The 17,910-nt window shown below is 48.2% G+C and carries 15 protein-coding genes and 1 pseudogene; 10 read left to right on the top strand and 6 right to left on the bottom strand.

Features of this window, described 5'->3' with window-relative positions; genetic code table 11:
* Nucleotides 1-358: 358 nt before the first annotated feature.
* A complete protein-coding gene (locus ACWP87_RS04475; protein ID WP_005687887.1) occupies nucleotides 359-1,075 on the bottom strand; it encodes a DUF975 family protein in 717 nt (238 codons plus the stop codon).
* A gap of 71 nt (nucleotides 1,076-1,146) precedes the next feature.
* On the bottom strand, nucleotides 1,147-1,485 hold the full coding sequence (locus tag ACWP87_RS04470; protein WP_005687888.1) for an iron-sulfur cluster biosynthesis family protein: 339 nt from the start codon (nucleotides 1,483-1,485) through the stop codon (nucleotides 1,147-1,149).
* Between the two features lie 151 nt (nucleotides 1,486-1,636).
* On the opposite strand from ACWP87_RS04470, the gene ACWP87_RS04465 reads away from it, so the two are divergent.
* From ACWP87_RS04465 to ACWP87_RS04445, 5 genes are all read left to right on the top strand, one after another.
* A complete protein-coding gene (locus tag ACWP87_RS04465; protein WP_005687889.1) occupies nucleotides 1,637-1,960 on the top strand; it encodes a hypothetical protein in 324 nt (107 codons plus the stop codon).
* Nucleotides 1,961-2,307: 347 nt separating this feature from the next.
* The gene (locus ACWP87_RS04460) at nucleotides 2,308-2,778 is read left to right on the top strand and encodes a PH domain-containing protein (protein ID WP_005687891.1); all 471 of its coding nucleotides are present in this window, start codon (nucleotides 2,308-2,310) and stop codon (nucleotides 2,776-2,778) included.
* A complete protein-coding gene (locus tag ACWP87_RS04455; protein ID WP_005687893.1) occupies nucleotides 2,771-4,285 on the top strand; it encodes a PH domain-containing protein in 1,515 nt (504 codons plus the stop codon). The genes ACWP87_RS04460 and ACWP87_RS04455 overlap by 8 nt, the downstream gene beginning before the upstream one ends.
* A gap of 31 nt (nucleotides 4,286-4,316) precedes the next feature.
* Nucleotides 4,317-5,093 (top strand): AAA family ATPase, encoded by a 777-nt coding sequence (locus ACWP87_RS04450; RefSeq protein WP_005687895.1) that lies wholly within the window; start codon nucleotides 4,317-4,319, stop codon nucleotides 5,091-5,093.
* 110 nt (nucleotides 5,094-5,203) lie between these two features.
* Entirely contained in the window at nucleotides 5,204-6,070 is an 867-nt protein-coding gene (locus tag ACWP87_RS04445; RefSeq protein ID WP_005687896.1) for a fructosamine kinase family protein, read from the top strand.
* Between the two features lie 140 nt (nucleotides 6,071-6,210).
* On the opposite strand, the gene ACWP87_RS04440 is transcribed toward ACWP87_RS04445, so the two are convergent.
* The 3 genes from ACWP87_RS04440 to ACWP87_RS04430 all read right to left on the bottom strand — a co-directional run bounded on the left by ACWP87_RS04440 (nucleotide 6,211) and on the right by ACWP87_RS04430 (nucleotide 10,145).
* Nucleotides 6,211-6,951 carry an amino acid ABC transporter ATP-binding protein gene (locus ACWP87_RS04440; protein ID WP_005687898.1) on the bottom strand — a complete coding sequence of 247 codons (741 nt, stop codon included), beginning with the start codon at nucleotides 6,949-6,951 and terminating at the stop codon, nucleotides 6,211-6,213.
* The gene (locus ACWP87_RS04435; protein ID WP_171972140.1) at nucleotides 6,948-8,357 is read right to left on the bottom strand and encodes an amino acid ABC transporter substrate-binding protein/permease; all 1,410 of its coding nucleotides are present in this window, start codon (nucleotides 8,355-8,357) and stop codon (nucleotides 6,948-6,950) included. The genes ACWP87_RS04440 and ACWP87_RS04435 overlap by 4 nt, the downstream gene beginning before the upstream one ends.
* Nucleotides 8,358-8,684: 327 nt before the next feature.
* On the bottom strand, nucleotides 8,685-10,145 hold the full coding sequence (locus ACWP87_RS04430) for an amino acid ABC transporter substrate-binding protein/permease (RefSeq protein WP_015765110.1): 1,461 nt from the start codon (nucleotides 10,143-10,145) through the stop codon (nucleotides 8,685-8,687).
* Between the two features lie 206 nt (nucleotides 10,146-10,351).
* Between ACWP87_RS04430 and ACWP87_RS04425 the strand changes: the two genes are divergently transcribed.
* The gene (locus ACWP87_RS04425; protein ID WP_005687904.1) at nucleotides 10,352-10,900 is read left to right on the top strand and encodes a GNAT family N-acetyltransferase; all 549 of its coding nucleotides are present in this window, start codon (nucleotides 10,352-10,354) and stop codon (nucleotides 10,898-10,900) included.
* A 175-nt stretch (nucleotides 10,901-11,075) separates the two neighbouring features.
* On the opposite strand, the gene ACWP87_RS04420 is transcribed toward ACWP87_RS04425, so the two are convergent.
* On the bottom strand, nucleotides 11,076-11,699 hold the full coding sequence (locus ACWP87_RS04420) for a stage II sporulation protein M (RefSeq protein WP_005687905.1): 624 nt from the start codon (nucleotides 11,697-11,699) through the stop codon (nucleotides 11,076-11,078).
* 224 nt (nucleotides 11,700-11,923) lie between these two features.
* Between ACWP87_RS04420 and ACWP87_RS04415 the strand changes: the two genes are divergently transcribed.
* The 4 genes and pseudogenes from ACWP87_RS04415 (at nucleotide 11,924) to ACWP87_RS04400 (ending at nucleotide 17,851) form a co-directional block, all read left to right on the top strand.
* Nucleotides 11,924-12,859 carry an AAA family ATPase gene (locus tag ACWP87_RS04415; RefSeq protein ID WP_005687907.1) on the top strand — a complete coding sequence of 312 codons (936 nt, stop codon included), beginning with the start codon at nucleotides 11,924-11,926 and terminating at the stop codon, nucleotides 12,857-12,859.
* Nucleotides 12,860-12,863: 4 nt separating this feature from the next.
* Nucleotides 12,864-13,855 (top strand): annotated as a pseudogene (locus tag ACWP87_RS04410) (DUF58 domain-containing protein).
* Complete coding sequence (locus tag ACWP87_RS04405; RefSeq protein ID WP_005687911.1) at nucleotides 13,848-16,013, top strand: transglutaminase TgpA family protein; 2,166 nt, start codon at nucleotides 13,848-13,850, stop codon at nucleotides 16,011-16,013. Before ACWP87_RS04410 ends, ACWP87_RS04405 begins: the two are co-directional and overlap by 8 nt.
* 728 nt (nucleotides 16,014-16,741) lie before the next feature.
* Complete coding sequence (locus tag ACWP87_RS04400) at nucleotides 16,742-17,851, top strand: glycosyltransferase family 4 protein (RefSeq protein WP_005687913.1); 1,110 nt, start codon at nucleotides 16,742-16,744, stop codon at nucleotides 17,849-17,851.
* Nucleotides 17,852-17,910: the final 59 nt, after the last annotated feature.

The following is a 17,910-nucleotide window of genomic DNA, read 5'->3' as shown; positions in this document are numbered from 1 at the left end:
TCGCAATGGTCAAATCCCGATCATCACGTCTGAGGACGCTTATATTCTGGTTTACGCCCATAACGCGCTCCCCGGCGCAAAAGTCTGCGTGTAAGGACCTTAAGCGCAATGGCCAAAGCCCGGCCATCACGCTTAAGGCCGCTTACACTCCGACTTCTAATCGCGCCGGCTCACGCTCACTTTCTATAACGCGCTCCCCGACGCAGGGACCTGCATGTAAGGACCTTGGTCGCAATGGCCAAGACCGGGCCATCACGACCAAGGCCACTTACACTCCAGTCCCTAACCGCGCCGGCTCGCGCTCACAAAAAAGAAAGCCGAGAATCAATCCCGCTTTCTTTTACCAAGTTATGCTGTGTTATGCTGCTTGTTTGTCCTTCAACTTGAGATAGAAATTCGCAAAGGTCATAGTTCGATACGGCATGACCCAAATAGCCGCCAAGCCAAATGTGATCAGTTCGAGCAGCCACCAACCGAGAAAACTCAGGATCAAGACGAAAAATTCCCATTTGTAGCCTTCCATCAGCTGCCGGCTTTGGGTAATCGCTTCGGTATAGCCAATCGGTTGCCCACGATCAATGGCGTCACGATAAAGCCACTGTGCCTGCGAATATGCCAAGGCTTTGACGATTCCCGGAACAATGAGTAGCAATGTCCACAGAAAGACCCACACCCACTGCAATAAACCAATAAGCAGGCTGCCTAGAAAATACTCGCCTCGTTCAAATATTTTGAACATCTGCCGCCAACCAAAATGATGATCCGAGCGGCCGCGCAGCCCATCCATCATGGCAAAGCCGACGCCAATCATCAAGAGTAATCCTGAAAGCGAGACAAAGATGAGAATTGATTGCCACATATTCAAGTATTCATTCATATGACTACCTGTGACTGTATCGAGGCGACTTTTTACCAGTATTTGCCATTCACCGTGATGTGCTTCTTGAATCGTTGGAAACGGGACAATTGCCGCCAACCCTGTCAAAAGCAACGCCGGTAAACTAATAAGTAAATAATAGCTGAAATTGGGATTCAACTCCGCCTTAGCTTGATCTTTTAATGCTGTCCGATCCATCGATAATGCCCCCTTCTAACGACGATCACATGTTGTCATCGCTGGGGCTATCATAACAGAAAGCGACCATTCTAGACGAATTTTAGCGGCACCTTTGGATTAAGTTGCGGTTTTCCGCGCAACAAAGTAAATTCATCCCCATTAACGGTCAACTCGGTCTTGGTATCAAAAAGTCCACAGGTGTAACTCTTAATCAACACCGGTCCGACTGGGGAATCAAGGTGCGCATCAAATACATCTGGCACATTACGGCGCGGCAATATCAGCAGACTGAATTTAGCTTGCGTTGGATCGTGATACGACCGCGAATAAGGGCCGATGCCATCATTTAAATCTAAAATCAAGACCCGATCCGCGCGTAATAGCGGCGCCAACCGAGCTGCTGCCTGTGCAGATATATTAAGCTCCATATTCCGCTCCTTTTAGTATCATAATCCCTGTTTTCCCCATTATGAATCCATTGTCGCCAGGATACAACTGGCTTGTAAAAGTTTATCGAAATGCCTAAAATTGGAGTAACGAGTTCCAATGTTATTTAGCTAGCTAAGACGAGGTGTGCCAATGAATATTTATTCGGCTTTAAAATTTGTCCAGATCGATCATGCACCAGTCAATCATTTACAGGTTGTCGTCACCGATCAAAGTGGCAAACCTGATGCTGGCATGACAGACTTATTAATCGACTGCCTCAACAAGATCGACATTTTCGTTGATCTCAGCACCACCGACCGCGTCAGTGACGTGATTGATGATCTCAATTTACTGACGCCACTGCCTTATGATGTTCTCGAAGAATATCAAAAGATTCTCGAGCAGCCCATCACCGGTATCAACATCGCCATGAAAAAACAGTTAATCGAATTCGTTTATGCGCCCTTAGTTTAACTGTCCATCACGGTGCTTCATTCTTACAAGTCCGCCTGTCGGTAAGCAACGCATGCTACCAATGACAGGGGGATTTTTTTATATGGTGAGCGTGAACCGGCGCGCTCAGGGATCGGCGTGTAAGTGGCCTGGGGCGTGATGGCCCGGTTTTGGCCATTGCGACCAAGGTCCTTACACGCAGATTCCTGCGCCGGTGAACGCGTCGTGGCTATTATCTCACAAGAGTGCACCCAGTTTCGACTGGCATTCGTTAAAAAACCCCCGTTATTCCAACACTTTTGAAGCGTAAACGGTTTCGTTTAGACCAATTTTCTGCTATCCTGACGAAAACGGAGGCGACGAACAACATGGAACAAACAGGACAGGCTTTACCGGCCACCATTCAACGAATCTGGCGTGCCAGTGCCGCAATCTGGGCTTTGGTCATTCTAATTGCCGGCTTACTTTTGATTGCGGCGTGGCATTTTTGGCATTGGTCGCTATGGTTAGCAATAGGCGCCATGGGATTTGCCATTTTACAATTGATTTTCCGTCTTGCTTTAGTGCCCTATCGCTACCGTTTCTGGCGGTACAACATTACCCCCACAGCCGTTTTCCTACAAAAAGGCTTCTTCTTTCAAAAAAATGAAGCCATTCCGATTGCCCGCATTCAAAATGTGACATTAGAAGCCGGGCCGCTGCTGCAATGGCAGGAACTTCAGCAAGTCAATATCGAAACGGCCAGCACGGCACATGTTATTGACGGTGTTACCCGATCGGTTGCGGATCAACTGCGAAATCAGATTCTACAACTGGCCCAGGAGGCGCGCAATGAATGACAAACCCAAAAGCCTTGCACCCATTGCCATCCCCATTCATTGGTTGATGTCATTTATTGCTTGGTGGCCGCTATTTGTCAGTGGCGGCTTTTCAATCTTGAAAAATGATATGAAGCCCCAAGAATTTTTGTTCTGGATCAGTCTGGTATTAGGCATTTTGGTATTAACGCTGCTTTGGTCCATCGTGCATTATTTGCGCTTTACCTACTTAGTCGCACCAGACGGCTTGACCATCAATAGCGGAGTCTTCATTCGAAAAATCAATCACATCCCATACGGCCGTATTCAGACCGTTCAACGCCGGCAGTGGTTCTTTTTAAAACCGCTTGGCCTGGAGCAGGTCTCTATTGAAACTGCCGGGAAGGAATCCAAGAAGGCTGAAGGGATGCTCGCCGCCGTTCCGACCACGGTAGCGGATGCCATCAATCGTTATCGGCAAGGGCTGACTGATACGCCAACCGCTTCGGCTAGTGACCCTACGACTGAGGGTGCGCAAACCGAAGTAACACCGGCGGCAAAAACCCCAGACGCTGCTTACAAAATCAATGCGCATGATCTCAATCAATATGCACTCACTTCGCTTGGGTTCATTCCCATCATTACCGGGATTCTCTGGCTGGTCCAAAAGGTTCAGGAATACCTTCCCGACAGCTGGTATAAGCAAGCTGAACACGCGCTAACCGGACTGGCCATTTATCTGATTATTGCCTTAACGGTTATCGTCTTAGTGCTCGGCTTTGCCATTTCCTACCTGAACATTTTGCAGCGCTATTACCATTTCACGCTTGATCGAACCGGTAACGAATTGCAAACCAGTCGCGGCTTTTTTCAGACCAACACCGTCAGTGCCCAACTATCCCGCGTCCAAGCCGTACGCTTCAAGCAAAGCGTGTTACGGCAGTGGTTTCATCTCAGCACGGTTCAAGCACTTCTGGCATCAAGTGCTGCCGATGATGAAAAAAACGATGATTTGGTTCTGATGCCCGTCATCAGGCAACGACAAGCGCTAACGACCATGCAAACATTCATCAGCTGGTTGCCAACCGCCGCCCTTAAATTAGAGCCGATACCGACTCGTCATCGCTGGTACTATGTGCGAAACATCGTGCTAGGTAATTTTGGCTTGATCGTCTTGCCGGCTATCTTAGCCAGTACCTTATGGCTGCATCTCAGCTGGTGGCTGTGGCTCTTACCGGTTGGCTTGCTATGGCTCGTCATCGTTGCTTTACAAGGCCAATATGCCGGGGCTAATGCAGCAATCGGCATCGCAGCCCCCGATCAGCTCGTCATTCAAGTGGGCGAAACCTGGACCCGGCAACGTTATTTTGTGCGCAGGAAAGATATTCAAGCCATGAGTTTCAAACAGTCGCTGTGGATGAAACCGCGAAAAATGGCGCATCTGGAAATTCACATACGCAAAGGCAATAACGATCAGAGTGTCAGTTCACGGTACATGAAAGCCGATTTAGCTAAACGCATCATGAGCTGGTACCAACCATTGCCTTAATCAGTCGCTTTAAAAGTCAGGGGTCTTACCGTTGCTACTCACCAAGATCGAATACGCACCACCACGTCATCACAGCGATTACCCGTTTAATTTACCTTGGCAAGCCGATTTTCACGAATTAACCCTGACCAGTCCGGTGACTATTTTAACCGGCGATAATGGTAGTGGAAAATCCACGTTGCTCAATGCGATCGCTGCCAACTACAATGCCATCCTCATGAGTGGTGCCGCTTTGGAAGACGACCCTGAGTATGACAATAGCCGCGCCTTGGCCCGCCACCTTAAGCTAACGTGGACATATCGGACCAAAGCCGGCTTTTTCTTTCGCGCCGATGATTTCATTTCATTCATTCGCGCCACCCGCGGCCGCATCAAGTACGCGCAAACACAACTTGAACATCTCGCCCCGCAAAGTTTGGAGCGTCTGCCCTATCTCAATACCCTAAGCGCAATCAAACATTTGTATCAGGTGGATTTAGACACTTTATCCCACGGCCAGGCGTTTCTGGCCTTATTTCGGGCGCGATTGCACGCCAACGCTTTATATTTATTAGACGAGCCAGAATCTCCCTTGACGCCGGAAAATCAGCTCAGCCTGTTAGCCCTGATTCATACCGCAGTCGCAAATGGTGCACAGTTTATCATCAGTACCCATTCCCCCATCCTGATGGCTTATCCTGACGCCCAACTGCTCGCATTAGGCAACACCTTGGCACCCGTGCACTATGATCAAATCGACCATATCACTTTTCTGCGTAACTTCTTAGATGACCCGCAACGTTTCGTCTATCACCTGCTCAACGACTAAGCGATTGGCATGATCGCTAAAAGTGTTTTAAGCTGAGGGTGACAAGTAGCTAACATTGTTTGTCAAAGGGAAATCCGATGCCAAAACGCATCCATGAAAGGAGAAGGCGTATGCTAACAGCAGCTTGGACTAAGCAATTACCGTTACAACACATTACCGCGATCACACCAGTAGGCGGAGGCGATGTCAATCAAGCGTATCGGGTTGACACCGCGGAAAAGCCTTATTTTCTACTCGTTCAACCAGGCTATCCGGCCAATTTCTATGCCGGCGAAATTGCCGGGTTAAAGTCATTTGAGCAGGCAGACATTCTGGCTCCACGGGTGATTGCTAATGGCACCATTGAGGGTGATGGCTACCTGCTGCTTAGCTTCCTGACCAGCGGCAGTGGCTCGCAGCGTGATCTCGGTCACTTGGTTGCCCACTTACATCAACACCACGAACCCTCTGGCCGCTTTGGCTTCGACTATCCATATGCCGGCACCAGCGTTTCGTTTGCCAATGACTGGACCGACTCCTGGGCTGACTTATTCATCCATCAACGCCTCGACAAGCTCGCCGCCCATCTGCGTCAAAAAGGCTTGTGGCAAGCAACCGATCAGACAACTTTTCAACAGGTGCGAACCATCATTCAAAAAACGCTTAATCAGCATCATAGTGAGGCGTCCTTATTGCACGGCGACTTATGGGGTGGCAACTATATGTTCACAGCAGACGGTCAGCCGGCGTTAATTGATCCAGCCGCTTTGTATGGCGACCGCGAACTCGATATCGGCGTGACGACCGTTTTCGGCGGCTTCACCCAAGACTTCTACACGGGCTATCAGGAAGTTTATCCACTTGATCCCGGCTATCAGTTCAGGCTCGAATTCTACCGGCTGTATTATCTGATGGTTCACCTTGATAAGTTCGGCATGGGCTATGCTGGCAGTGTCGCCGCCGTCATGGATCGTATCTTAGACCACGGTTTGGCGTGAGACGTCCATGTTCTGCTAAGCATCCGGATTATTTCCCGGGAAATGTGACAGCAATTTCGAAAATACCACTCAAAAAATCGGCTCAGGATAATATCCCGAACCGATTTTTTAGCATATCTTATGATTAAATTTGAATAACCTCAGGCATTCAAAACCTTATTTAAGAAGCTCTTAGTACGCTCCTCTTTGGGATGCTCGAAAATGTCTGTCGGCGTCCCTTGCTCAAGGATCGTACCGTTGTCAAAGAAGACCACCCGATCAGCAACTTCTTTAGCAAAGCCCATTTCGTGGGTAACGATCACCATCGTCATCCCTTGTTTAGCGAGTCGGCGCATAACGCCCAAGACATCGCCAACCATTTCCGGATCCAAGGCACTGGTCGGCTCATCGAATAGCATAATATCCGGATGCATAGCCAATGCCCGGGCAATTGCCACCCGCTGTTGTTGGCCACCGGAAAGCTGTGCCGGCATCGCATCTGCCTTATCGGTCAAGCCAACCACTTCAAGCATCTCCTTAGCTTGTTGGGTTGCTTCTTCTTTGCTGGCAATGCCTAGTTCAATCGGAGCCAACGTAATATTACCCATGACCGACATGTTCGGAAACAGATTAAAATGCTGGAAGACCATGCCGATTTTTTCGCGAACTTTATTGATATTCGTTCCTTTATGCGCAATGTCTTCACCGTCAATCAAGATCTCGCCGCTTGTCACCGTTTCAAGACCATTGATCATCCGCAAAACGGTACTTTTCCCGGCACCAGACGCCCCGATCATGACAACAACTTCATTGTTTGCAACGTTTAAATTAACGCCTTTGACCACATCGTTATCGCCAAAGCTCTTGTGGACATTTTTCATTTCAACTCGATACTGACTCATGCTTTCACCTTCTTCTGAACCCAGTTACTCAGCCAGGTTAATAGGGTAATGATAATTAAGTAAATCAATGCGACCATTGTCCAAATCTTGAACCCTTCCATGTTCCGGGCAATGATGATTTTCCCGGTTTGCGTCAGTTCAAGTAAGCCGATGATAGACAGAATGGACGTATCCTTCAAGGTAATAATAAACTGGTTGATGAAACTCGGGATCATGATCTTAATCCCTTGTGGCAGAATGACTTTGCGCATCGCTTTACCAAAAGGCAACCCTAAACTGCGCGCCGCTTCCATCTGTCCGGGATCGACGGCTTGGATGCCGCCTTTAACAAACGCCGCCGTGTACGCCCCTTCGTTTAAGGTTAGGGTGACAATCCCGGCGATGAATGCCGGTACTTTTGATCCGATGAGACTTGGCACCCCAGTATAAATGAAGAGTGCCAGAACCATCAACGGCAGTCCCCGGAAAATATAAATAAATGTTGTTGCGATGCCTTGGCACAACTTATTTGGAATGACGCCTAAGAAGCCAATCAAAATGCCGACCAAAGTAGCAAAGAAAATGGCGACAATGGTCAAGACCATGGTCTCACGCAGGCCACCCATCAAGGTCGACCAGTTGGCTTTCAGTAAGCCGATAAATGACCGATCAGTGGTCTGACTGTTGCCAGCGGCGGTCTTTTGCGATTCGGCACTGCCATTGCCAAGGTAGTGCTCGATGATCTTATCGTATTGCCCATTGGCCCGCAGCTTCTTGAGGCCGGTATTAAACTTGCTGATCAATGCCTGATTATTCTTAGAAGCTGCAAACCCATAAGAACCTTCACGTGCCGGTTTACCAACAAGCTTCAGTGCCATGCCGTTATTGATCCCGTATTGCATGACTGGCTGATCTTCAAAACACGCCGCCGAATTACCCGTAATGACATCCTGATACATGTTGTTCGAGTCATCAAAAGTGACGGTCGTAAAGCCGTATTTTTGTTTAATGCTATTGGCATAATCGGCCGAATCCGTTCCGGTCTTGATGGCAACACGTTTGCCGCGTAAATCTTTTAACGACTTGATCGTACTCTTCTTGGCAACGGCCATGACCACGCCGGATTTATAGTACGGATCACTCATCAAAAACTTTTGCTTACGTTCTGGTGTGATGGACATACCGGCAATCACACCGTCAATCTGTTTTGCTTCAAGCGCCTGCACCGCTGCATTGAAGCCCAGCGGTTTGATTTCGACCTTGAATCCTTCCTCTTTGGCAATGGCCTTAATCAAATCAAGGTCAATCCCGACATACTTGTTATCCTGATTGGCAAATTCAAACGGTGCAAAAGTGACATCCGTTCCAATCGTATATGTTTTCTGTGCTGCCGCCACCGTCTTGCCGGGGATTAATGCCCCGAGCATTAAAGGTAAGGCGATTAGCAGACTTAGCAGCCATTTCCGCTTCAACCCAAACACCACGCTTTCTAATGATTACCAGCCCATTAGGCCGTTATTGCATGCGCCAGTTTAAAAATAACTGGTTGTGCGCCAACCACCGTCACTCAGTACATTGCTGCCCGAGTCTGGTTCTGCCACCTACTTGTTTAAGTATGCGGCCAAGCGCAGCTCATCTCCTCGTACTAGTTCGATTTTTAAACTTACTATCCTATGCTAGCGGAACTAAATAGTTGCTGTCCAGCGTTGATGTTAGCTTTTCTTACATTTGTCACATTATTTTACGTAGCCGGTCTAGGCCTCCATACGTTGTTGTACCCAGTTGCTAAGCCATGTCAGCACGGTGATGATAATCAGATAAATCAGCGCAACCATGGTCCAAATCTTGAACCCTTCCATGTTGCGGGCAATGATAATCTTCCCGGTTTGCGTCAATTCCAGAATACCAATAATAGACAGAATCGAAGTATCCTTGAGCGTAATAATGAATTGATTGATGAAACTCGGAATCATAATCTTGATCCCTTGTGGCAGGATGACCTTCCGCATCGCTTTTCCAAATGGTAAGCCTAAGCTGCGGGCTGCTTCCATTTGGCCGACATCCACTGCCTGAATACCACCTTTGACAAAAGCTGCCGTGTACGCCCCTTCATTCAGCGTCAGCGTGATGATCCCGGCAACAAACGCCGGTATCTTGGAACCGATTAAACTTGGTACGCCGGTGTAAATGAACAGCGCTAGCACCAGCAACGGTAAACCGCGGAAAATATAAATAAATGTCGTCGCCACCCCGCGAGCAAACCGATTCGGTAAAACACCTAACAACCCAACCAAGATCCCAACGGCAGTCGCAAAGAAAATAGCCACAATGGTCACGACCATGGTTTCCCGCAGCCCGTTCATCAAGGTGCCCCAGTTTTCCCGCAATAAACCTAGAAAACTCCGATCAGTGTCTTGGGTCTTGGCGCTTGTCTGCTTTTGCGCTGCTTGTGTACCATTGCCAAGATACTTGGCAACAATCTTGGCATAAGTACCATCAGCCTTGACCTTTTTCAAGCCGGCGTTAAACTTTTGATCAAGTTCGTCACTGCGACCTTTTTGAGTGGCAAAGCCGTAATAGCTGGCCTTACTTTCAGGTCCGGCAAGTTTGAGCTTCAAACCAGTCGCAATGGCATATTGCAAAACCGGCTTATCATCAAAACAGGCCACTGAATTGCCGGTGATGACGTCTTGATACATATTATTGGAATCATCAAATGTCACTGTGCTGAAGCCATACTTAGACTTCAGGCTCATCGCAAAGTCCGCGGCTGCGGTTCCAGTCTTTAAGGCAACGCGTTTACCGCGTAAATCTTTAAGCTGGTTAACCCCGCTGTTTTTCGCGACTGCCATTGCGACGGCCGTTTTATAATATGGATCACTCATCGCAAACTTCTGCTTACGTTCCGGCGTGATCTGCATGCCGGCAATCACCCCGTCAATCTGATGGGCTTCTAATGCCTGCACCGCTGCGTTGAATCCTAATGGCTTAATGTCGACACGAAATCCTTCTGCTTTGGCAATTGCCTGCATGAGATCAATATCGATCCCGACATACTGATTATGCTTATCGGCAAACTCAAATGGGGCATAAGTGACATCCGTTCCAATCACATATGTTTTCTTCGCCGCCTGCGTTGATACCGGCATCGCCAAGCTCAGTGTCAGTATCAACGCAGCCACCCCGGCTACGCACCACTTCCAAACTCGTTTCATGAAAACACCATCTTTCTCATATTTACTTAACACCACGACAAATCAACCATCGTGATCCGGCAGTGGCCCTTTATGACTGAGTCCCAAAAACATTTTGCCGTATTCACAGCTACCAAGTCTACCGATTTTCTGAAAGCTTGTCCATGCGCACTGAGAAGAAGATTGTTTTATACTAAGAGAAACTAATAAGAAAATGGGATGAAGCCATGTTTAGCTACCTAATTGATTATGACCTGAAACTAGCACTACCTCGTCCGGAAATTGATGGTCCGCTTTTATTCGAGCAAATCGAAACTAGTCGCGATTCGTTAATGGCTTACCTGCCGTGGGTCGCCACAACGCTAACTGCCGATGATGAAATCAATTTCTTAACTGCCACCTTGAAAAGCTTCGGTGAACAACGAGCGCTGCATTTGGTCATTCACCAAGCTGATACCCCGGTTGGTATTATCAGTCTCAATACCATTGATCACACCCTTCATCATAAGGCCGATATCGGTTACTGGCTGACATCATCTGCACGTGGCAAAGGTATCATGCATAAGTCAGTCGAAGCCATGGCTGATATTGCTTTTCATGACTACGATCTTAATAAGCTGACACTGAATGCAGCCGTCACCAACGACGCCAGCAATCACGTCGCCGAAAAAGCCGGGTTTCATTTGGATGGCATTTTACGTCAGGAAGATCCGCATCACAATGGCGACTTTCTTGACGTGAACACCTACTCCTTGCTTCGATCAGAATGGTCTTAATGTTCCACGAGAAACATTAAGTACTTATTTTTCAAAACGGGCACTTATTGAAAAGTGGCCCACGAATCATTTAAAAAGCGAATGAGTCTCCTTAAACTTTAGGAGAACTCATTCGCTTTAGTTTATGTTGCCAAAAAAGATTGACACTCGGTTCAAGACAAACATCCATCAGCTATCAATGAACAATCAGTCGCAAAAGTACCGGGGTCACAAAACCTTCAATCAACGCTGCCACTGCAATCATTGGTACGACGATGCAAACATATTGTAAGGCAATGGCTTTGACATCCAGCGGTGACTTTTCATAATGAGCATCAGAAAAGAAACGCTTGATCGACTGGCGCAGTGCACGATTGACTTGTGCTGCAAGGGTCACACCAATGATCAAAGCACTCATTTCAAGAATGCCGTGTGGTAGAATCCCCAAAGCAAATGCGGCTAGTGCTCCGCTGAGACCCATCTTGGCTGCATAAACGCCCATGACTAAGCCGACTGACGCACATGTCACCACATACGAAAGCCAATAAAGAAATGGAATCGGGATCATGCTTATTAGCATCAGGCCCAAAGCAACGCGTTCATTATTAAGCAAGATCATCCAAAAAGCATGGAGATTGTCTTTTGGTTCTGCAAATTTGTCTGACAATCCGGTCACAATTTGGTGAATAAACGCCGGGTTCGCGTCCATCACAATGTAGGTAAGTAAGCTCACCATAATGGTAATCGCAATAAACAAGAGCCAGCCTACTAACAAATAATGCCCGATAACATCCAAGTGATACGTCAACCGTTTTTTCATATGGTCCCCTCCAATCAGTCTGCTTATGGGGTCAGGCTATAGTATACCCTACGCTGAAATAAGGCGCTATTGAGAAGATTACCGCCAACAACATCAGCATGGGTTTGACTGATTGCCCACACTGCAGAAAGAAGCAAAAAGGTTGCCCCTGACGGACTCAGCTTGTGACTTGCTGTTTCTACAATTTTACTGAATAATGGCCGCATGGAGGTGTCGTGATCGTGATGGAAATCAGCGAAGCACAAGCAACTTTTAACGCAGCGCGCAAACAGGTCGAACAAGTCGTCGTTGGTAAACCGATGCCGATTTTGCTGGCATTTACCGCTTTATTAGCTGGCGGCCATGTCTTATTTGAAGATATTCCCGGGGTTGGTAAAACCACCCTCGTTCAAACCATCGCCAAAACCTTGGACATACCCTTTTCCCGGATTCAATTTACGCCTGATATGCTGCCTAGCGATGTTCTGGGTACCTCAATCTTCAATCGGGCCACCAATGCATTTGAATTTCAACGCGGGCCAATCTTCACAAGCGTTTTGCTGGCCGATGAGATCAATCGCGCCACACCAAGAACCCAAGCCGCTTTACTGGAAGCCATGGGTGAAGGCCGAGTTACTGTCGATGGTCGCACTTATCCGCTTCCGCCTGACTTTTTCGTCATGGCAACGGAGAATCCCACCGATTACGCCGGCACCTATCCGTTACCAGAGGCGCAATTAGACCGTTTCATGTTACGCCTATCCCTGGGATATCCCGATGCGGCCGCAGAAAAAAGTCTCTTTGTCAGTCCTGATCGGCAAACCATGATTGCAAATTTGAAACCCGTCCTTGATGCGGCTAGCTTGGCTGCAACTAAACAAATCGTACCAACCATCACAGTCACTGACGCCATTGCCGATTATGTCCTGAAGCTGGTTCAAGCCACCCGCGCCGATCAGCGAATTCGACTAGGCATCAGTCCGCGTGGTGGGATTGCTTTAGTGTCAGCAGCAAAAGCGTTTGCCCTGCTCAACGGACGATCCTTCGTCAAGCCCTCTGACATTCAGCATTTGATCATTCCCGTCTTTGGCCACCGCTTGATTCTTAAAGACCCGACTTTAAAATCAGCCGATCTGTTAACCGAGATTCTTCAGCATACCGCCGCTCCAATTCGGAGGTGAACCCATGCATTGGCGTAACGTTTTTCTGAACAGTGCCCTTATCGCCATTTTTGCCTGCCTAATCTGTTTTGGCATGGCGTTTAATTCGCCGACAAGTTGGTTTGTCAGCGAGTTTGTGTTCGTGTTGTTGCTGCTCCTCGTTCTTCCCTTATTACTGCCATTGCGCCGGCGCCTTAAGTTTACCGCTGACAATCCCACTTTAATTGCCAACCGGCCAGCTCGGCGTTTCTTTACTCTGACCCAAGGCAAATGGCTGCCTAATTTAATTTTATTAGATGCTGCTAAAACCAGCACTTGGCACCTTCCCAGCGGTCAGCGAACAGCCAGAATCACGTTACAATTACCCCGCGGTGTTTATCGCCAACTTCCTTTCAGCGTGACCGTGACCGATTGGTTTGGTTGGTTCCGCAAAACACTACCCTTACAGCTCACAGCGCCGCTAACAGTGGGCCCTGCCCGTCAGCCTGAAGCTGCTGCGCGGATGGCCGACCATTTTGTTCAAAAAATGGCCGCTTCGGAAGCAGGTCTGCCGAGTGATCGGATCAAAAATTTCCGTGATTATTTCCCGGGTGATAACATTCAGCAAATTGCTTGGAAAATCAGTGCCCACGCTGATTCATTAATCGTGCACGATGATGAACATGAAAGCCAGACCGCTTGGACCTTGCTGCTCATCATCAGTCCTTCGCTATCTGTTGAAGCGGGACTAAGTTTGTTTGCAAGCTTAATGGATACCGGAATCTTTAGTGGGGTGGCTTTTTGCTGGATCAGCGGCTCACGCGTATTTTTCGTGGCCAACAAGATGCTTTGCTTGCAGGGTTTGAACCTAAGGGCAGTGCCAATATCGAATGGCTGCATGACTTATCCACCCCGGGTCACCAACGCGCCTACCTAATTCTCGCTGCCGACACTGCAACCGCTATCCCGTTTCAACAAGCACTTGCTCCGGCGGTGACAACCGTGGCAACACTGTCAGGAGGTGGCGACCATGCCTAAGTGGCTGCAACGACTTTTAGCAGTTTTGTTATCATGGTGGCTGCTTGCGCTTTTCTTAGAACCTTTTGCTGCTATCAATCCAATCGCCCACCCACGCGCATTAATCGTCTATATCCTGATGATGAGTCTGATTGACTTTTTGGCCGTGCTACTACCGCGCCAATGGCCATGGTGGCTGCTATTGGGCTGCGGCACGACAATCGGTGGGCTTTGGGGCGTACTGCCGCTGAAGCAGCCATTTGGCGTTTCGTGGTTCACGGCGTATTTACACACCTTTACCAGTGCAACCGGAAAATTCGTGCAGGCTGGCGGCGTCGATGTTCCAACCGTCCTCAGCATGACGCTGGTGATCACGTTGGTGGCTTTTCTGTTGCTGTTAACGGTTGTGGTTCGTTTCTATCCTGGCGCTATTGCCATCGTTCTTAGTTATCTGGTGGCCGTGCACATTTTTAACGGCAGCAAATTAACCATTCAATTCATTCAGCTCGCTCTAGTAACCGGTTTATTGGCGATCCTCCACCTTTATGCTGATCATTGGCGCCCGTTCTTACTGGGATGTGTCTTCATAAGCGGACTAACGCTTGGCCTCGCTTGGCTTTCATCAGCGACCCCACTAAATGATCAGCTGGCAAATGTGTCGATTCCTTTTCGTGACCGGTTAAATCAGCGTGGTTTTTATGCCGGTATTGAGACTTATATCAACGGTCCCGGACGAACGGGCTTTACGGAAAATAGCCGCGTTTTGGGAGGACCGGTCTACGATGACCCCACTCCGGTTTTCACGGCAACCAGTGCTAAAGCCAGTTATTATCGCGTTGCCGTTGATGCAGAATATACCGGTACTGGTTGGCAGGCTGGCGCTGATCAAAACCAGCGTATGCCATTAGACGGTGCCACCATGCGCGACTCGGCGGCCACTATCGATTACGGGCCTGCCACAAGTACAACCTTAACTTTCAACGGTGGTAAAACCTATTTACCGCTTCCTTATGGTCAATTGACCTTCACCGGCGGCCAACCCGATCCCACGACCGATTTTTTGCTCAATCCGGAAACCCGCCGCATGCAAACAACCGACCAAGCACGTTTTCAGCGATTGGACATTCAGGTGCAACCAAAACAGATCTCAGCAGCACAATTGGCCGCGGCGACCAGTTCCCGTCAAAAGGTTGCGTCCCGTTATCTACAATTGCCACGCACCTTGCCAAAAAGGGTCAGAACACTTGCCAAGAAAATCACCGCCAAGGCCACGACCCCATACGAAAAGGTACTGGCTATCCAAAATTATCTCAAGTCAGATCCGCGCTTCACGTATTCAAAAACCGATGCACGCCGCACCCCGCCAACCCGAGACTATGTGGATTATTTTCTTTTTGATTCCCCCATCGGTTACTGTGATAACTTCTCCTCGGCAATGGTCGTACTATGTCGCAGTATCGGCTTGCCAGCGCGCTGGGCTAAGGGATTCAACACTGGCACATTGCTCGGTGGTTCCGGAAATCAGAAAAGATACGTGATTCGCAACAGTAATGCCCATTCATGGCCGGAAGTTTATTTCGACAACTTAGGCTGGCTGCCATTTGAACCAACACCAGGCTTCAGTGACCCGGCAACTCCCGATGAAAATGTTACGCCTCCAAGTCCTAGTAACAGCGGCACTGAAAGCGTTCAACCGTCCAGCACTAGCAATTCATCCTCGTCCAGTTCGCGTGTGTCCGCCAGTACAGTGTCCAAACAAACGAAACGACAATCTCGGCCGTCTCTCAGCCGCCTAAATTGGCTAAAAAAATCATTGTTCATCATCCTATTAGCTCTACTGTTGATAAGTGTCTGGCAGTTACCAGCGCTCGTCATGCTGATATTAGGAATCGGACTGGGATCGACAAACTTTTCGGCGCGTTATCGCATACTTCTTCGGGCGTTACGTTGGGTCAAGAAACGACCCGTGAACCAGTCGCTTGATGATTATGCTCAGACCATCGATAAACGATTAGGCCAGCAAGCGCATATGTTTAACTTAACGAAGGCTTATGAAGAAAAGGTTTTTGGCAATCTGCAGGTTAACACAGCCATATTGCGACCTCATTGGAAAGCACTCACTAAGCAACTTGTACATGATCGTTACTGGTGGCAGCGCTCGAAAAAACATAAATCATAGCACGAGGCTGTTTCACGTGGAACACTGGACTTGATCTTTAACAACACAAGTCCTAGAGCATCCTTTGCGCCATTTTGGAAAATCAGCATAAAAGCCCGCTTCCGATGACAGCATCTCACCATAAAGCGCGAGCCCGATGCAGAAACTGCATGTAAGGGACTTAGACGCAATGGCTAAAACTGGGCTATTACGTCTGAGGCCGCTTATGTTCTAGCTTACGGCCATAACGCGCTCCCCGGCGCAGAAACCTGCGTGTAAGGACCTTAAGCGCAATGGCCAAAACCCGGCCATCACGCTTAAGGCCGCTTACACTCCGGTTTCTAAACACGCTGGCTCGCGCTCACTAAATTGCCGGTTACAGTCGAAAAGCAAAAAAATTTTCTTGTGAATTTTCAATTTAGGTTATAAGATAGATAAGTAACGCCTTAGCTTACGTTGCAGTTACACGTGAAACAGAACGCAAACAATTCAGCCACTTATCATAATCCCTTTTTTCTAAATGAAACAAGCGCTCGAAGCCCTTGATAAATCAACGGTTGTGAGAAAAACTTGCACTTACTAATAAAAAGCGCGTATGATAATATAAACAGTTTCTCAAAAGAACCAAAAACTGTTATGACCCCGCTACTATTTTTTTAGTAGTTGTGCCACTTCGACTGGACGCTGCAGTCAGCTCGTAACGTACTCAGAAGAAAGGGGGGAGCCGCTGATCTTAGCGGCGAACACTTATGAAAGTTATGATCGTTCTAGAAAATATCGTCATGGATGGCGTTAAACGCGCTTCAACCGTTTTAGGTAACGACCTCGTCAAGCACTACGATGTTAGTTTTTATACTTTAGCAGATGCCCCTGCCTACTTTGAGTTGGACGCACCTCTGCTCATCGCACCGCGCCCAACCGATCCTAAACTTTTAAACTTTTTTGGTAGTGACCCATACACCCACTATCATGACCAAATTGCGGATTTGATCACGACGATTCGGGATCAGCATTTTCAAACAGTTATCTTACCAGCAGGTTTAACAACGAGTTTTGCTCCGCTGATTAAACGGGCTTTGCCAGACGTTAATCTCATTGGCTGGATGCACAATAACTACGCTACTTACATGGAAGATTACTATGTCCAGATGCAAGCTGAGTTCGAAGGTGGCTTGCAAGCTGTCGATACACTCGTTACGTTAACCGAAAGCGATTTGAATTCCTATAAGCGTTTCAATCCGCGTACCGTTAAAATCTACAATCCGCTCACCCTTGTTCCTACTGGTGAAGCTGATCTAAACGCCCACCGCATCGCCTTCACCGGCCGAATCGCCATCGCCCACAAAGGAATCGACTTTTTGCTTGAGGCAGCCGCTTCACTTCCGGACGACTGGAAGATCGCAATTGCCGGCGCTGGTACCGATGAAGACATGAAAAACTTCTATGACCTGATCGACTACTTTAACGTCAGTGACAAGCTTATTTATCAAGGACCGCTAAAAGATCAGGCTTTGCGTGATCATTACCGTGCCGCTTCAATCTTCGTGTCCACATCGCGTTGGGAAGGCATGCCGCTGGTTATCGGCGAAGCTATGGCCTCAGGGTTACCGGTTGTTGCCATGGAAAATACCGGTTCCCGCGAATACCTTGGCAACAACGACTATGGCCTGCTGACCAAAGCGCAGGATGTCCCGGATTTTGTGGCTAACCTCAAGAAAATGATTAACCAAACCGATTTGCGCCGGCACTATGCCCATCAAAGTTTGGAACGCGCCAGCCACTTTAGCCCGGAAAACATTGTGTCGCAGTGGATGCCGATTATTGAGCACCAACCAACACACGTCTCAATTGCCGGATAGTTAGCAGTACAGTTCTCCAAAAGTTACCAGGCTTCATCAAAAAAGCACTCACGGAAAAT

It is taken from the genome of Lacticaseibacillus sp. 22 (assembly GCF_055413445.1).
This window is presented reverse-complemented; position numbering and strand designations above follow the sequence as displayed.

What these genes read in the sequence shown, in the direction of transcription:
- ACWP87_RS04475 (WP_005687887.1), bottom strand. Translation starts at nt 1,075, where the DNA reads ATGGATCGGACAGCATTAAAAGATCAAGCTAAGGCGGAGTTGAATCCC.
- ACWP87_RS04470 (WP_005687888.1), bottom strand. Translation starts at nt 1,485, where the DNA reads ATGGAGCTTAATATATCTGCACAGGCAGCAGCTCGGTTGGCGCCGCTA.
- ACWP87_RS04465 (WP_005687889.1), top strand. Translation starts at nt 1,637, where the DNA reads ATGAATATTTATTCGGCTTTAAAATTTGTCCAGATCGATCATGCACCA.
- ACWP87_RS04460 (WP_005687891.1), top strand. Translation starts at nt 2,308, where the DNA reads ATGGAACAAACAGGACAGGCTTTACCGGCCACCATTCAACGAATCTGG.
- ACWP87_RS04455 (WP_005687893.1), top strand. Translation starts at nt 2,771, where the DNA reads ATGAATGACAAACCCAAAAGCCTTGCACCCATTGCCATCCCCATTCAT.
- ACWP87_RS04445 (WP_005687896.1), top strand. Translation starts at nt 5,204, where the DNA reads ATGCTAACAGCAGCTTGGACTAAGCAATTACCGTTACAACACATTACC.
- ACWP87_RS04440 (WP_005687898.1), bottom strand. Translation starts at nt 6,951, where the DNA reads ATGAGTCAGTATCGAGTTGAAATGAAAAATGTCCACAAGAGCTTTGGC.
- ACWP87_RS04435 (WP_171972140.1), bottom strand. Translation starts at nt 8,357, where the DNA reads ATGCTCGGGGCATTAATCCCCGGCAAGACGGTGGCGGCAGCACAGAAA.
- ACWP87_RS04430 (WP_015765110.1), bottom strand. Translation starts at nt 10,145, where the DNA reads ATGAAACGAGTTTGGAAGTGGTGCGTAGCCGGGGTGGCTGCGTTGATA.
- ACWP87_RS04425 (WP_005687904.1), top strand. Translation starts at nt 10,352, where the DNA reads ATGTTTAGCTACCTAATTGATTATGACCTGAAACTAGCACTACCTCGT.
- ACWP87_RS04420 (WP_005687905.1), bottom strand. Translation starts at nt 11,699, where the DNA reads ATGAAAAAACGGTTGACGTATCACTTGGATGTTATCGGGCATTATTTG.
- ACWP87_RS04415 (WP_005687907.1), top strand. Translation starts at nt 11,924, where the DNA reads ATGGAAATCAGCGAAGCACAAGCAACTTTTAACGCAGCGCGCAAACAG.
- ACWP87_RS04405 (WP_005687911.1), top strand. Translation starts at nt 13,848, where the DNA reads ATGCCTAAGTGGCTGCAACGACTTTTAGCAGTTTTGTTATCATGGTGG.
- ACWP87_RS04400 (WP_005687913.1), top strand. Translation starts at nt 16,742, where the DNA reads ATGAAAGTTATGATCGTTCTAGAAAATATCGTCATGGATGGCGTTAAA.